This window comes from Acidovorax sp. YS12 (genome assembly GCA_021496925.1).
Classification (GTDB): Bacteria; Pseudomonadota; Gammaproteobacteria; order Burkholderiales; family Burkholderiaceae_C; genus Paenacidovorax.
On sequence record CP053915.1, the window covers coordinates 688,353 to 702,610 of the forward strand.

The following is a 14,258-nucleotide window of genomic DNA, read 5'->3' on the forward strand; positions in this document are numbered from 1 at the left end:
CGTCAGTCGCGCAGCAGGTCGTTCAGGCTGGTCTTGGCCCGGGTCTGCGCATCGACGCGCTTGACGATGATGGCCGCATACAGGCTGTACTTGCCGCCGTCCTTGGGCAGGCTGCCGCTGATGACCACCGAGCCCGCGGGCACCCGGCCGTAGCTGACCTCGCCCGTGGCGCGGTCGTAGATCGGGGTGCTCTGGCCGATGTACACGCCCATGGAGATCACGGAGTTTTCCTCCACGATCACGCCCTCGACGATTTCCGAGCGCGCGCCGATGAAGCAGTTGTCCTCGATGATGGTCGGGTTCGCCTGCAGCGGCTCCAGCACGCCGCCCAGGCCCACGCCGCCCGACAGGTGCACGTTCTTGCCCACCTGCGCGCAGGAGCCGACGGTGGCCCAGGTATCGACCATGGTGCCTTCGTCGACGTAGGCGCCGATGTTCACGTACGAAGGCATGAGGATGGCGCCCTTGGCGATGAAGCTGCCGCGGCGCGCCACGGCGGGCGGCACCACGCGCACGCCGGTGGCGGCCAGTTCCTCGGCGCTCAGGCCGGCGAACTTGGTCGGCACCTTGTCGTAGAAGCCCAGGTCGCCGGCGTTGATGGCCACGTTGTCGTTCAGGCGGAAGGACAGCAGCACCGCCTTCTTGATCCATTGGTGCACCGTCCACTGGCCCACGCCTTCGCGGGTGGCCACGCGCAGGCGGCCGGCGTCGAGTTCGCGGATGACGTGCTCGACGGCGTCACGCACTTCCTGCGGGGCGGACTGGGACGAAATGGCGGCGCGCTGCTCCCAGGCAGCGTCGATGATGGTTTGCAGTTGTTGGCTCATGGGAGCGGCTCAATGGGTGTGGGATTGGATGAATTGCACGATGCGTGCAGCGGCCTCGACGCATTCCGAGGTTTCGGCCACGAGGGCCATGCGCACGCGTTGCGCGCCGGGATTGATGCCTGCGCTGTCGCGCGCCAGGTAGCTCCCCGGCAGCACGGTGACATTGTATTGAGCCAGCAGCGCGCGGGCGAATTCGGCGTCGCTCATGCCCAGGTGGCCGGGCACCTTGGCCCAGAGGTAGAAACCGGCGTCGGGCAGCGCCACTTCCATCACGGCGGACAGCATGGGCGTGACCTGGGCGAACTTCTCGCGGTACAGCGCGCGGTTTTCCGCCACGTGGGCCTCGTCGTTCCAGGCGGCAATGCTGGCGCCCTGCACGGCCGGGCCCATGGCGCTGCCGTGGTAGGTGCGGTACAGCAGGAAGGCCTGGATGAGCGCGGCATCACCCGCGACGAAGCCGCTGCGCAGGCCCGGCACGTTGCTGCGCTTGGACAGGCTGGTGAACGCGATCAGGCGGCGGTAGTCGGCGCGGCCCAGTTTGGCGGCGGCTTCCAGGCCGCCCAGCGGGGGCTCGCCCTGGAAATAGATTTCGCTGTAGCACTCGTCGGAGGCGATCACGAAGCCGTAGCGGTCGCTCAGCGCGAACAGCTTTTCCCATTCGGCCAGCGGCATCACTGCGCCCGTGGGGTTGCCAGGCGAGCAGACGAAGAGCAGTTGCGTGGCCTGCCAGACGGATTCGGGCACGCTGTCCCAGTCCACGGCGAAATTGCGCGCCGGGTCGCTCGGGGCGTACCAGGGCGTGGCGCCGGCCAGCAGCGCGGCGCCTTCGTAGATCTGGTAGAACGGGTTGGGGCACACCACGGTGGCGCCGGGGCGCGAGGCGTCGATCACGGTTTGGGCAAAGGCGAACAGCGCCTCGCGCGAACCGTTGATGGGCAGCACCTGCGTGTCGGGGTCCACGGCCACGCCGTAGCGGCGCTGCAGCCAGCCGGCGCAGGCCTGGCGCAGGCGCGGCTCGCCCGCCGTGCTGGGGTAGTTGGCCAGCCCGGCCAGGCTCTGCACCAGGGCTTGCTGGATGAAGGCAGGAGTCGGGTGGCGCGGCTCGCCCATGCCCAGGCTGATGGGGCGGTGCTGGGGCGCCGGCGTGACCCCCGCGAACAGTTGCCGCAAACGCTCGAACGGGTAGGGCTGGAGTTTGGAGAGCAGGGGATTCATGGGCCGCCATTATCGTGGCAATGGCGGCCCGCCCCGGCTGCGTGCAGCTGCGCGGCGGCGTGTCAACCGGCACCGAGAGCCCCTAGGCGCAGCAGTCGTGTCAAGGCGGTGTAAGCGGTACACCCATAGCATTGCCGATGCACATGACCAGGCGCTTGCGAGGCGCCGTGGCAAGGAGACATCAACGATGGCTGGTTTTTTTGTCCTGCGGCCAGGGGTATGGCTGATGCGGCGCTTGCCCCTCGCGGGCAAGCTGGCACTGGTGGCGGGCGTCTTTGGCTGCGCGCTCGTGGCGGCGGCCTGGCTGCAGGGCGCGGCCGCATGGGGCGCCGCGGGCGTGGGCGCGGCGCTGGCCGCGTACCTTGTGCTGGCGCTGTATGCCAGCCAGGCCAGCAGTCTGGCGCGCATCACGCGCGCCATGGAGCAGGTGACGCGCGGCGACCTGCGCGCCCGGGCGGCGATCCGCGGCGATGACGAACTGGCCCGGATGGCCGGCCTGCTCGACGGCATGGTGCTCACGCTGTCGGCCATGGTGGCCGACATCCGCAGCAATGCCGCGCTGGTGGCCCATGCCGGGCAAAGCCTGGCGCACGACAGCCGTGCCCTGGCCGAGCGTACCGATCAGCAGGCCGCAAGCCTGGAGCAGACGGCAGCCAGCGTCGATGCGCTGTCGGCCGCCGTGCAAAACAATGCCGAGACGGCCCAGAGCGCCGACCAGCGCGCCGCGCAGGTGCGCGATGCGGCCCAGGCCGGCACCGAGGCCATGGAGCGTGCCGTGCACTCGGTGCAGGGCATCCAGCAGGGCGCGCGGCGCATGAACGAGATCATCGGGGTGATCGACAGCATCGCCTTCCAGACCAACATCCTGGCGCTAAACGCGGCGGTGGAGGCGGCGCGCGCGGGCGAGCAGGGCCGTGGGTTCGCCGTGGTGGCGTCCGAGGTGCGCTCGCTGGCCCAGCGCTCGGGCGAGGCGGCGCGCGAGATCCGCCAGCTCATCGGCAGCTCGGTGCAGCAGGTGGAAGCCAGCGCGGGCCTGATCCGCACGGCGGGCGAAGGCATCGCCAGCATGGCGGGGGGCATCCGCGTGGTGGCGGCGAACATGACCGACATCGCCGAGTCCGGGCGCAAGCAGAACCAGGGGCTGGCCGAGATCGGCACGGCCGTGCAGCAGCTCGACCAGATCACCCAGAGCAACGCCCGCATGGTTGGCGAGGCCGTGCACCGCGCCGAGGCCCTGGAGCAGCGCGCGGCCACGCTTTCCAGCGCCGTCGCGGCCTTTCAGCTGCAGCAGGGCACGGCCGAGGAAGCGCAGGCCCTGGTGCTGCGCGCTGTGGCGCTGGGGCGGCAGGCGGGAACGGGCGCGACGCTGCTGCGCAGCATCACCGACAAGGCGCAGGGCTTCCACGACCGCGACATGTATGTCTTCGCGCTGGACCGCGAGGGCGCCTACCTCGCCTTCGGCGGCAACGAAGCCAAGGTGGGCACGCGGGTGCAGGACATCGCGGGCGTGGACGGTGTGCGCCTGCTGGCCGACATCTGGGAGCAGGCGGACCGCGGGCCGGGCTGGGTGGAATACGACATCACCAACCCGCTGACCGGGAAGGTGCAGACCAAGATGTCGTTCGTGCACACCCTGGGTGAGTGGGTGCTGGGCTGCGGCGTGTACAAGTCGTTCTCGGGGTAGGGCGCAGAGCGCACATCTCAGGTGTCTCAGGCGCGGCGGGCCCGGGCACGCGCCAGCGCTGCGGCGATCACCGATTGCTTGGCGGCGGTGCCGTCTTCCGGTGCCACGGGGCTGGCCTGCGGTGCCTGGCGCTGTGCCATGCGCCGCTGGCGCCGCGCGTAGCGCATGCGTGCCGCATCGGCCTGCGCGGGCGACCAGGCGGCCCAGCCGGTGGCCCCGGCGCTGGCTTCCTGCAGCGCGATGCAATCGACGGGGCATACCGGAACGCACAGTTCGCAGCCCGTGCAGTGGGCAGCGATCACGGTGTGCATGTGCTTGTTGGCGCCGAGGATGGCATCGGTCGGGCAGGCCTGGATGCACAGCGTGCAGCCGATGCACCAGGTTTCGTCGATCACGGCCAGCGTGCGCGGCCCTTCCCGGCCGTGCGCCGGGCTGATCGGCAGGGCGGGCTGGCCCGTCAGCGCGGAAAGGCGTTCCACGCCTTCCATGCCCCCGGGGGGGCACTGGTTGATGGGAACGCCTTCGCTGGCAATGGCCTGCGCGTAGCCCGCGCAGTCAGGGTAGCCGCAGCGCGTGCACTGGGTTTGCGGCAGGGCCGCGTCCAGACGGACCGCCAGCAGGCCAGCGGATCCGCCGAAGCGCCCCTGGCCGGGGCCGTTCACGCCTTGCGGGCCGGGCGCCGGGCGCGTGCCTGGGGGGCCGCCGTCACGGCGGCGGCGGGCAGCGGCTCTTCTTCCACGGCCGGGGCGCTGGGGGCGGCGCCGGTGGCGGGGCGCTGCGTGGCCTGTGCGCTGGTGTCGTTGGCGCGGATGAAGTCACGCACCTGGGGATAGACGGTCTCGCGCCAGCGGCGGCCGCTGAAGATGCCGTAGTGGCCCGCGCCCTTGACTTCTAGGTGGCGCTGCTCGCGGTCCTGCAGCCCGTTGCACAGGTCGTGCGCGGCGCGCGTCTGGCCCGAGCCGGAAATGTCGTCCAGCTCGCCCTCGATGGTCAGAAGGGCGGTGGCGCGGATGTCCTGCGGGCGCACGCGCTCGACCTCGCCCTCGGGCGAGCGCACGTCCCAGGTGCCGTTGACCAGCTTGAAGTCCTGGAACACGGTGGCGATGGTCTCCAGGTAGTAGTCGGCGTCCATGTCGAGCACGGCGTTGTACTCGTCGTAGAACTTGCGGTGCGCTTCAACGCTGGCGTCGTCGCCCTTGACCAGGTCCTTGAAGTAGTCGTAGTGGCTGGTGGCGTGGCGGTCGGGGTTCATGGCCACGAAGCCTGTGTGCTGCAGGAAGCCGGGGTACACGCGGCGGCCGGCACCGGGGTAGTTCTCGGGCACGCGGTAGATCACGTTGTTCTCGAACCACTGGAAGCTGCGCTGCACGGCCAGATCGTTCACCGCCGTGGGCGAGCGGCGCGCGTCGATGGGGCCGCCCATCATGGTCATGGACAGCGGCGTTTTCTCGCCCCGGCTGGCCATCAGCGAGACGGCGGCCAGCACCGGCACCGTGGGCTGGCACACGCTCATGACGTGGCAGTTGCCATAGACGCCCTGGAGGTGGCGGATGAATTCCTGCACGTAGTTGACGTAGTCGTCCAGATGGAACTCGCCGTCCTCCATGGGCACCAGGCGCGCGTTCTTCCAGTCGGTGATGTAGACCTTGTGGTCCTTGAGCATGGCACGCACGGTGTCGCGCAGCAGCGTGGCGTAGTGGCCCGACAGCGGCGCCACGACCAGCACCACGGGCTGAACCTTGAGCTTGGCCAGCGTGGCCGGATCGTCGGAAAAGCGCTTGAAGCGGCGCAGTTCGCAGAAGGGCTTGTCGATCTCGATGCGCTCGTGGATGGCCACGCCCACGCCGTCAACGTCCACCGTGGTGATGCCGAAGGCGGGCTTTTCATAGTCCTTGCCCAGGCGGTACAGCAGGTCGTAGCCCGCAGCCACGCGCTGCGCGAGCGGGGTCTGGCCCAGGGGCGAAAGGGGGTTGCTGTAGAGCTTGGCGGCGGCCTGCGCGAAATCGGCGAACGGCTCCATCAGCGAGCGCTGGGCTTCATAGATCTGGTACAGCATGGGGTCTCGGAGTGTGTTTATGTTGCACTGCAATATAACAGCAGAAGCCGGTTTGTGTCATGTTGTATACGTGACACCCACGCAGCGCGGCTGCGCCCGTTCGGGGCATTGGTGAATGTGCCAGCCTGGGCGCGCCCGCGTGCCACGGTCCCTGCAAAAACTGCGCTGGCAACAGGGTAGGGAGAACCCCAGGCACTCGCCGCCGGGGCTTCTTGCTTCACTTTCCATAGCTGCTGGCACTTGACCACAAAGGGCTAGGCCACGATTTGGCTCATATTCCGGCACAGGGTGCCGCAACGGGCCGGGTGCGTGCCAGCGCCATGACCTCGCGTGCCGGCAACTGCTTCATGCGGTGGTCGCTCCAGACCTGGCGCCAGCGCCGTGCGCCCGGCAGGCCGTTGCGCAGCCCCAGCATGTGGCGCGCGATGGCATACCAGGGGGTGCCATGGGCGCGTGCCTCGCGCTCCATGTAGTCCACCATGGCTTCCTCCACGCCCTCGCGCGTCAGGGCGCGGTCTGGCCCGCCCAGGTGCAGCGCGTCCCAGCGGGCGAGCCACCAGGGGTTGTGGTAGGCCTCGCGTCCGACCATCACGCCGTCGAGCAGCGCCAGCTGCTCCTGCACGGCCGCGTCGGTCTGGAAGCCGCCGTTGATGGCGATGGTGAGCTGCGGAAAGTCGCGCTTGAGCTGCGCCGCCACGGCGTAGCGCAGCGGCGGGACCTCGCGGTTTTCCTTGGGCGACAGGCCCTTGAGCCAGGCATTGCGCGCGTGCACGATGAACACGCGGCAGCCCGCCTCGGCCACGGTGCCGACGAAGTCGCGCACGAAGCCGTAGTCCTCGTTCTGGTCGATGCCGATGCGGTGCTTGACCGTGACCGGCACGCTCACCGCGTCGGCCATGGCCTTGACGCAGTCGGCCACGAGCCGCGGCTCGCCCATCAGGCAGGCGCCGAAGGCCCCGCGCTGCACGCGCTCGCTCGGGCAGCCGCAGTTGAGGTTGATCTCGTCGTAGCCCCACTGCTGGCCCAGGCGCGCGCACTGCGCCAGGTCTCGCGGCTCGCTGCCGCCCAGCTGCAGCGCCACCGGGTGTTCGGCGGCATCGAAGCGCAGGTGCCGCGCCACGTCGCCATGCAGCAGTGCGCCCGTGGTCACCATCTCGGTGTAGAGCAGGGCGCGCTGCGACAGCAGGCGGTGCAGGTAGCGGCAGTGGCGGTCGGTCCAGTCGAGCATGGGGGCGACGGACATGCGCCAAGGGGTGGGGAGGGTGTTTTCTGGCATGCGGGTTCTGGGGAAATTCCGGCCGTTGCCGCCGGGGTGCGGGGCCTTGTCAGCGGCGTGTAATGTTTTGTTAAGCTCTCACCCATGCCGCGAGGGGGGGCGGGTCACCACCAGAGGCTATAAGGAAGAAAGAAAGGGCGTTCCGCCATTTTAGAAATCCTGGGGCGCACCATCACGTCCCCAGGCTGGCGGACGGGGCGCAACCAGCGCCGGGCTGCACTGCTTTTTTCCTGCCCCTGTCCCTTGCCGTACGCAAGTTCCGCTGCGGGCCTTGCACCAGGATCACCCCAATTTTAGGAAACGTCTCATGCAAACCGACCCTACTCCACCAGTGCAGTGCATTGGCATCCCCAGGGAAACCTTCCCCGGCGAGAAGCGCGTGGCCACCGTGCCCGACGTGGTGGAAAAACTCACCAAGCTCGGCTTCAAGGTCGCCGTGCAGGCTGGCGCCGGCGAGGCCGCCAACTTCAGCGACGATGCCTACCGCGCCGCCGGGGCCGAGGTCATCGACGGCGCAGCGGCCCTCTGGGCCGCTGCCGACATCGTCTTCAAGGTGCGCCCGCCCAGCAGCGAGGAAGTGGCGCTGATGCGCGAAGGCGGCGCCTTGATCGGCTTCGTCTGGCCCGCGCAGAACCCGGCGCTGATGGAGCAGCTCGCCACCCGCAAGGCCACGGTGCTGTCCATCGACTGCCTGCCGCGCACGCTGAGCCGCGCGCAGAAGATGGATGCGCTGACCTCCATGGCGGGCGTGTCCGGCTACCGCGCCGTCATCGAGGCGGCCAACGCCTTCGGCCGTTATTTCAACGGCCAGATCACGGCGGCGGGCAAGGTGCCCCCGGCCAAGGTGTTCATCGCCGGCGCCGGCGTGGCGGGCCTGGCGGCCATCGGCACGGCGGCCAACCTGGGGGCCATCGTGCGCGCCAACGACACGCGCGCCGAGGTGGCCGACCAGGTCAAGTCGCTGGGCGGTGAGTTCGTCAAGGTCGATTACGAGGAAGAGGGCTCGGGTGGCGGCGGCTACGCCAAGGTCATGAGCGAGGGCTTCCAGGCCGCGCAGCGCCAGATGTACGCGCAGCAGGCCAAGGATGCGGACATCATCATCACCACGGCCCTGATCCCCGGCAAGCCCGCACCCAAGCTCATCACCGCCGAGATGGTGCAGAGCATGAAGCCCGGCAGCGTGATCGTGGACATGGCCGCCGAGCAGGGCGGCAACTGCGAACTCACGGTGCCCGGCGAGGCCGTGGTGCGCCATGGCGTGACCATCGTCGGCTACACCGACCTGGCCTCGCGCCTGGCCAAGCAGTCGTCCACGCTGTACGCCACCAACCTGCTGCGCCTGGCGGAAGAACTGTGCAAGGCCAAGGACGGCCATGCCGTGGTCAACATGGAGGACGATGCGATCCGGGGCCTGACCGTCATCAAGGACGGTGCGGTCACCTGGCCTGCGCCGCCCCTCAAGCAGGCGCCCGCGCCTGCCCCCAAGGCCGCCGCCGCACCCGTGGAGCAGAAGAAATCGGGCCACGGCCATGGCGCGGGTGCGCCCATGTCGGCCAAGGCCCTGGTCATCGTCTTCGCTGTCGCGGCCGTGCTGTTCGCGCTGATCGGCGCCTATGCGCCGGCGGCCTTCCTGGGCCACTTCACGGTGTTCGTGCTGGCCTGCTTCATCGGCTACATGGTGGTGTGGAACGTCACGCCCGCGCTGCACACGCCGCTGATGAGCGTCACCAACGCCATCTCCAGCATCATCGCCATCGGCGCGCTGGTGCAGATCGCGCCGCCCGAGGCAGGCCTGAACGGGCGCCCGGACAGCCTGATCCTCTGGCTGGCCTTTGCCGCGCTGGTGCTCACGGCCGTCAACATGTTCGGCGGCTTTGCCGTCACGCGCCGCATGCTGGCCATGTTCCGCAAATAACGACAAGAACGACGAGGAAACAGAACCATGTCCCAAAGTCTCGCTACGGTGGCCTATCTGGGCGCCGCCATTCTTTTCATCCTGAGCCTGGGAGGGCTCTCCAACCCCGAAACCTCGCGCCGTGGCAACCTGTTCGGCATGGTCGGCATGGCGCTGGCCGTGCTGGCCACCGTGTTCGGCCCGCGCGTGGGCTCCGGCGGCATCGCCTGGATCGTCGGTGCGCTGGTCATTGGCGGCGGCATTGGCCTGTATGCGGCCAAGGTCGTGAAGATGACGCAGATGCCCGAGCTGGTCGCGCTCATGCACAGCCTGGTGGGCCTGGCGGCCTGCCTGGTGGGCTTCGCCAGCTACGTGGACACGTCCATCCAGCTCACGGGCGCGGAAAAGGCCATCCACGAGGTGGAGATCTACGTCGGCATCCTGATCGGCGCCGTCACCTTCTCGGGCTCGCTCATCGCCTTCGGCAAGCTCAACGGCAAGATCGGCGGCAAGCCGCTGCTGCTGCCCGCGCGCCACTGGCTCAACCTCGTGCTGCTGCTGGTGGTGATCTGGTTCGGCCGCGAGTTCCTGCGTGCCGAAACCGTGGAGCAGGGCATGCTGCCGCTGGTCGTGATGACGGTGATCGCGTTGCTGTTCGGCATCCATATGGTCATGGCCATCGGCGGTGCCGACATGCCGGTGGTGGTGTCCATGCTCAACAGCTACTCGGGCTGGGCGGCGGCGGCCACGGGCTTCATGCTCTCCAACGACCTGCTGATCGTCACCGGCGCGCTGGTGGGCTCCTCGGGCGCGATCCTGTCCTACATCATGTGCCAGGCGATGAACCGCAACTTCATCAGCGTGATCGCGGGCGGCTTCGGCTCCGGCGCGCCCGCCAAGAAGGGCGATGCCGCCGCCGCCGAGCCGCAGGGCGAAGTGACGCCCGTGAGCGCCACGGAGACGGCCGAGCTGCTGCGCGAATCCAAGAGCGTCATCATCGTGCCCGGCTACGGCATGGCCGTGGCGCAGGCGCAGCACACCGTGAACGAGATCGTCAAGACGCTGCGCGACAAGGGCGTGCAGGTGCGCTTCGCCATCCACCCGGTGGCGGGCCGCATGCCCGGCCACATGAACGTGCTGCTGGCCGAGGCCAAGGTGCCCTACGACATCGTGATGGAGATGGACGAGATCAACGAGGACTTCCCCGAGGCCGACGTGGCCATGGTCATCGGCGCCAACGACATCGTGAACCCGGCGGCGCAGGACGACCCGGCCAGCCCCATCGCCGGCATGCCGGTGCTGGAGGTGTGGAAGGCCAAGCACTCCATCGTGATGAAGCGCTCCATGGCCTCGGGCTACGCGGGTGTGGACAACCCGTTGTTCTACAAGGAGAACAACCGCATGCTGTTCGGCGACGCGAAGAAGATGCTCGACGAAGTGCTCTCGGCCCTCAAAGGCTGAAAATGCTCCTGCTTCGATAGCTGCCAGCGCTTGCCTGGCGGGCGCTGGAGGCCGATTTGACCCGTATTGCCGGCAAGGGCATGCGGGGCTGAAATGGCCGAAGGCGCATCCGTCCGGCCTGCGTTACATTGGCGGCTTCCTTTTTTGGCGCCGCCGCCAGTTCCCGCTGGCGGCGGCGCATTGCATTCGCACCATGATCGACCTCCGGGGTATCACCCAGATTTACCAGGGCCCACAAGGCCCGGTCGAGGCCTTGCGGGGCATCGACCTTTCCATCGCGCCGGGCGAGGTGTTCGGCATCATCGGGCGCAGCGGCGCGGGCAAGAGCTCGCTGGTGCGCGTCATCAACCTGCTCAACCGGCCCACCCAGGGCGCCGTCGTGGTGGCGGGGCGCGACCTCACCCAGCTCGACGGCGCGCAGTTGCGCGCCGCGCGGCGCGATATCGGCATGGTGTTCCAGCACTTCAACCTGCTGTCCTCGCGCACCGTATACGGCAACGTGGCCCTGCCGCTGGAGCTGGCGGGCATGGCGCCGGCGGCCATGCGCGAGCGCGTGGGGCCGCTGCTGGAGCTGGTGGGCCTGTCGCACCTGGCCGACCGCTACCCAGCGCAGATCTCAGGCGGGCAGAAGCAGCGCGTGGGCATTGCCCGGGCGCTGGCCAGCCGCCCCAAGGTGCTGCTGTCCGACGAGGCCACCAGCGCCCTCGACCCGGAGACCACGCGCTCCATCCTCGACCTGCTGCGCCAGGTGAACCGCGAGCTGGGCCTGACGGTGGTGCTCATCACGCACCAGATGCAGGTCATCAAGCAGATCGCCGACCGCGTGGCGGTGATCGACGCCGGGCAAATCGTCGAAATGGGGCCGGTGCTCGACGTGTTCACGCGCCCGCGCCAACCCATCACCAAGAGCCTGATCGACGAAATCGTGCCGCAGGAACTGCCCGCCAGCGTGCTGGCGCGCGTGCGCAGCCTCGCTGCGCGCCTGGCGCCGGGCGACAGCGGCCAGCTGCTGCGCCTGTCGTACGCGGGCGAGCAGGCGTACGAGCCCATCCTGTCGCACCTGATCCGCGAGCTGGGGCTGGACCTGTCGATCCTGCACGGGCAGATCGACGAGATCCAGGAACAGACCTTCGGCTCGCTGGCGGTTTACGCCAGCGGCTCCATGGCGCGCATCGGCGCGGCCATCGACTATCTGCGTGCCCAGGGCGTGGTGGTGCAGACCGTGGAAGTGAAGGGGTGACGCGATGTTCGAGAATTTTTCCGAAATGATGCTGGAGCTGTTTGCCACCTCGCTGTGGGAAACGGTGCTGATGGTGGGGGTCTCGGGCATCGTGGGCGGCCTGGTGGGCATTCCGCTGGGCGTGTTCCTGCGCCTGACCGACAAGGGCGGGGTGCTGGAGCATGGCCTGGCCAACAAGGTGGTCGGCGGCATCGTCAATGCCGTGCGCTCCACGCCGTTCATCATCCTGCTGGTGGCCATCATTCCGTTCACGCGGCTGGTCACCGGCACCTCGATCGGCACCTGGGCCGCCGTGGTGCCGCTGACGCTGGCCTGTGCGCCCTTCATCGCGCGCCTGGTGGAAACCGCGTTGCGCGAGGTGGACCACGGCCTGGTGGAGGCCGCGCAGTCCATGGGCGCCTCGACCTGGCAGATCGTGTGGAAGGTGCTGCTGCCCGAGGCGCTGCCCGGCATCGTGGCGGGCCTGACCATCAGCTTCGTCAGCCTCACCGGCTATTCGGCCATGGCCGGCGCGGTGGGCGGCGGCGGCCTGGGCGACCTGGGCATCCGCTATGGCTACCAGCGCTTTCTGCCCGACGTGATGCTGGCCGTGGTGCTGCTGCTCATCGTGTTCGTGCAGGCCATCCAGAGCCTGGGCGACTGGGTGGTGCGGCGTCTGTCACACCGCTGAATACTCATTTTTCCATAGCTGCTGGCGCTTGATGGGTAAGCGACAGCAGCCATTTATGCCATATACCGAAGGAACTCTCATGCGCAAGCGCACCGCACTGCAATCGCTGGCCCTGGCCATCACCCTGGGGTGGATGGGCACCGCCCTGGCCCAGGAAAAGCCGCTCAAGATCGGCGTGACGGCCGGCCCGCATGCGCAGATCTTCGAGCAGGTCAGGAAAGTGGCGGAAAAGCAGGGCCTGAAGATCCAGGTCGTCGAGTTCAGCGACTACGTGCAGCCCAATGCGGCCCTGGCCGCCGGCGACCTGGACGCCAACAGCTACCAGCATAAGCCCTACCTGGACGCGCAGATCAAGGACCGCGGCTACCCCTTCGCCGTGGCGGCCAACACCGTCACCTTCCCGATCGGGCTCTACTCCAAGAAGGTCAAGAAGCTGGCCGACCTGAAGGAAGGCGCGCGCTTCGGCCTCCCCAACGACCCCACCAACGGCGGCCGCGTGCTGCTGCTGTTGCAGAGCCTGGGTTTGATCAAGCTCAAGGATGGCGCAGGCCTGAAGGCCACGCCGCTGGACGTGGTAGGCAACCCCAAGAAGCTGAAGTTCGTCGAGCTGGATGCTGCGCAGCTGCCGCGCTCGCTGGACGACCTGGACGCCTCTGCCATCAACACCAACTTCGCCATCTCGGCCGGGCTCAACCCCAAGACCGACGCCATCGCGCAGGAAAACGCCGACGGCCCCTACGTGAATATCCTGGTCGTGCGTGAGGCCGACAAGAACAAGCCCTGGGTGTCGCAGCTCGTGAAGGCCTACCATAGCGACGAGATCCGCCGCTTCATCGACACGCAGTTCAAGGGTTCGGTGGTGGCGGGCTGGTAATTCCTCCACTCCGCTCCGAAAGGACTTTCCATGGGTACGTACAGCATCGCCGTCGTCGTCGGCAGCCTCCGCAAGGACTCCTTCAACCGCCAGCTGGCCACGGCGCTGGCGCGGCTGGCACCGCAGGGTTTCGCGTTCCAGCAGGTGCGCATCGACGACCTGCCGCTGTACAACCAGGATGACGACGGCGCCCCGGCCGAAGCGGTGCGCCGCTTCAAGGCCGAGATCGCGGGCGCGCAGGGCGTGCTGTTCGTCACGCCGGAATACAACCGCTCCATCCCGGGCGTGCTCAAGAACGCGCTCGACCAGGGCTCGCGCCCTTATGGGCAGAGCGCCTGGGCGGGCAAGCCTGCGGGGGTGATCGGCACCTCCATCGGCGCCATCGGCACGGCGCTGGCGCAGCAGCACCTGCGCAACGTGCTGGCCTACCTGGACATGCCCACGCTGGGCCAGCCCGAGGCCTTCGTGCACGCCAAGGACGGCCTGTTCGATGCCGAGGGCAACATCGGCGAAGCCAGCCGCGCCTTCCTGCAAGGCTGGGTGGACAAGTACGTGGCCTGGGTCAAGCGCCACGCCTGAGATTGCTCCTGATTCGATAGCTTCTAGCGCTTGCTGGATAAGCGCTCGGGGCATTTTCGATGCTTTAAACCGAGGTGGTGCGCTAAAATCCTGATTTTGAGAATTTCTCTCATCAACAGCCAGCGAGCACGACGGACACCACTTCGATGAGGTGCTGGACATGCACAACACCGGGCGCAGCGTGCACACGGAGAGCCGGCAGATGCTGAAAGTGCTGGGCTTCGTGGACGCGATGCAGCGCCGGGCCCAGCCGGGCCAGCCCCTGAGCGAGTGCCAGAAGCGGCGCAACCAGCGCATTGCCAGAAAGCGTGCCCGGGTCGAACATGCGTTTGCCGGCATCCGGCACCTGGGCGGCAAGTTCGTGCGCACGATCGGGCAGGCGCGCGCCACGGTGGCAATGACGATGATGGCCGCCTGCTTCAACATGAAGCGCCTGGCGTCGTTCCTGCATCGGGGAGTGGATGCGTTCTTCAACGCCTGAA

The 14,258-nt window shown here is 68.2% G+C and carries 12 protein-coding genes and 1 pseudogene; 8 read left to right on the plus strand and 5 right to left on the minus strand.

Annotation, left to right across the window (positions count from 1 at the left end):
* Nucleotides 1-2: 2 nt before the first annotated feature.
* Together dapD and YS110_03295 are read right to left on the minus strand one after the other, a co-directional pair.
* Entirely contained in the window at nucleotides 3-827 is an 825-nt protein-coding gene (dapD, locus tag YS110_03290; protein ID UJB63857.1) for a 2,3,4,5-tetrahydropyridine-2,6-dicarboxylate N-succinyltransferase, read from the minus strand.
* Nucleotides 828-836: 9 nt separating this feature from the next.
* The gene (locus tag YS110_03295; protein ID UJB63858.1) at nucleotides 837-2,042 is read right to left on the minus strand and encodes a succinyldiaminopimelate transaminase; all 1,206 of its coding nucleotides are present in this window, start codon (nucleotides 2,040-2,042) and stop codon (nucleotides 837-839) included.
* Nucleotides 2,043-2,229: 187 nt separating this feature from the next.
* On the opposite strand from YS110_03295, the gene YS110_03300 reads away from it, so the two are divergent.
* Nucleotides 2,230-3,726, plus strand: coding sequence for a cache domain-containing protein (locus tag YS110_03300; protein UJB63859.1), 1,497 nt, complete (start codon nucleotides 2,230-2,232; stop codon nucleotides 3,724-3,726).
* Between the two features lie 26 nt (nucleotides 3,727-3,752).
* Here the strand turns inward: YS110_03300 and YS110_03305 are convergent, their stop codons facing one another.
* The 3 genes from YS110_03305 to dusA form a co-directional block, all read right to left on the minus strand.
* Nucleotides 3,753-4,388, minus strand: a complete 636-nt coding sequence (locus YS110_03305; GenBank protein ID UJB63860.1) for an RnfABCDGE type electron transport complex subunit B — start codon at nucleotides 4,386-4,388, stop codon at nucleotides 3,753-3,755.
* Nucleotides 4,385-5,782, minus strand: coding sequence for a polyhydroxyalkanoate depolymerase (locus YS110_03310; protein UJB63861.1), 1,398 nt, complete (start codon nucleotides 5,780-5,782; stop codon nucleotides 4,385-4,387). Before YS110_03310 ends, YS110_03305 begins: the two co-directional genes overlap by 4 nt.
* Before the next feature lie 271 nt (nucleotides 5,783-6,053).
* A complete protein-coding gene (dusA, locus tag YS110_03315; GenBank protein ID UJB63862.1) occupies nucleotides 6,054-7,058 on the minus strand; it encodes a tRNA dihydrouridine(20/20a) synthase DusA in 1,005 nt (334 codons plus the stop codon).
* A 307-nt stretch (nucleotides 7,059-7,365) separates the two neighbouring features.
* Between dusA and YS110_03320 the strand changes: the two genes are divergently transcribed.
* The 7 genes and pseudogenes from YS110_03320 (at nucleotide 7,366) to YS110_03350 (ending at nucleotide 14,257) form a co-directional block, all read left to right on the plus strand.
* Entirely contained in the window at nucleotides 7,366-8,973 is a 1,608-nt protein-coding gene (locus YS110_03320) for a Re/Si-specific NAD(P)(+) transhydrogenase subunit alpha (GenBank protein ID UJB63863.1), read from the plus strand.
* A gap of 27 nt (nucleotides 8,974-9,000) precedes the next feature.
* Entirely contained in the window at nucleotides 9,001-10,413 is a 1,413-nt protein-coding gene (gene pntB, locus YS110_03325) for a Re/Si-specific NAD(P)(+) transhydrogenase subunit beta (GenBank protein UJB63864.1), read from the plus strand.
* Between the two features lie 193 nt (nucleotides 10,414-10,606).
* Nucleotides 10,607-11,653 carry a methionine ABC transporter ATP-binding protein gene (locus YS110_03330; GenBank protein ID UJB63865.1) on the plus strand — a complete coding sequence of 349 codons (1,047 nt, stop codon included), beginning with the start codon at nucleotides 10,607-10,609 and terminating at the stop codon, nucleotides 11,651-11,653.
* 4 nt (nucleotides 11,654-11,657) lie between these two features.
* Nucleotides 11,658-12,323: an ABC transporter permease gene (locus tag YS110_03335; protein ID UJB63866.1), complete on the plus strand. Its 666-nt coding sequence runs from the start codon at nucleotides 11,658-11,660 to the stop codon at nucleotides 12,321-12,323.
* A 79-nt stretch (nucleotides 12,324-12,402) separates the two neighbouring features.
* Complete coding sequence (locus tag YS110_03340) at nucleotides 12,403-13,197, plus strand: MetQ/NlpA family ABC transporter substrate-binding protein (protein ID UJB63867.1); 795 nt, start codon at nucleotides 12,403-12,405, stop codon at nucleotides 13,195-13,197.
* A gap of 30 nt (nucleotides 13,198-13,227) precedes the next feature.
* Nucleotides 13,228-13,776, plus strand: coding sequence for an NAD(P)H-dependent oxidoreductase (locus tag YS110_03345; GenBank protein UJB63868.1), 549 nt, complete (start codon nucleotides 13,228-13,230; stop codon nucleotides 13,774-13,776).
* 106 nt (nucleotides 13,777-13,882) lie between these two features.
* Nucleotides 13,883-14,257, plus strand: a pseudogene (locus YS110_03350) (transposase).
* The last annotated feature ends 1 nt before the right edge of the window (nucleotide 14,258 follow it).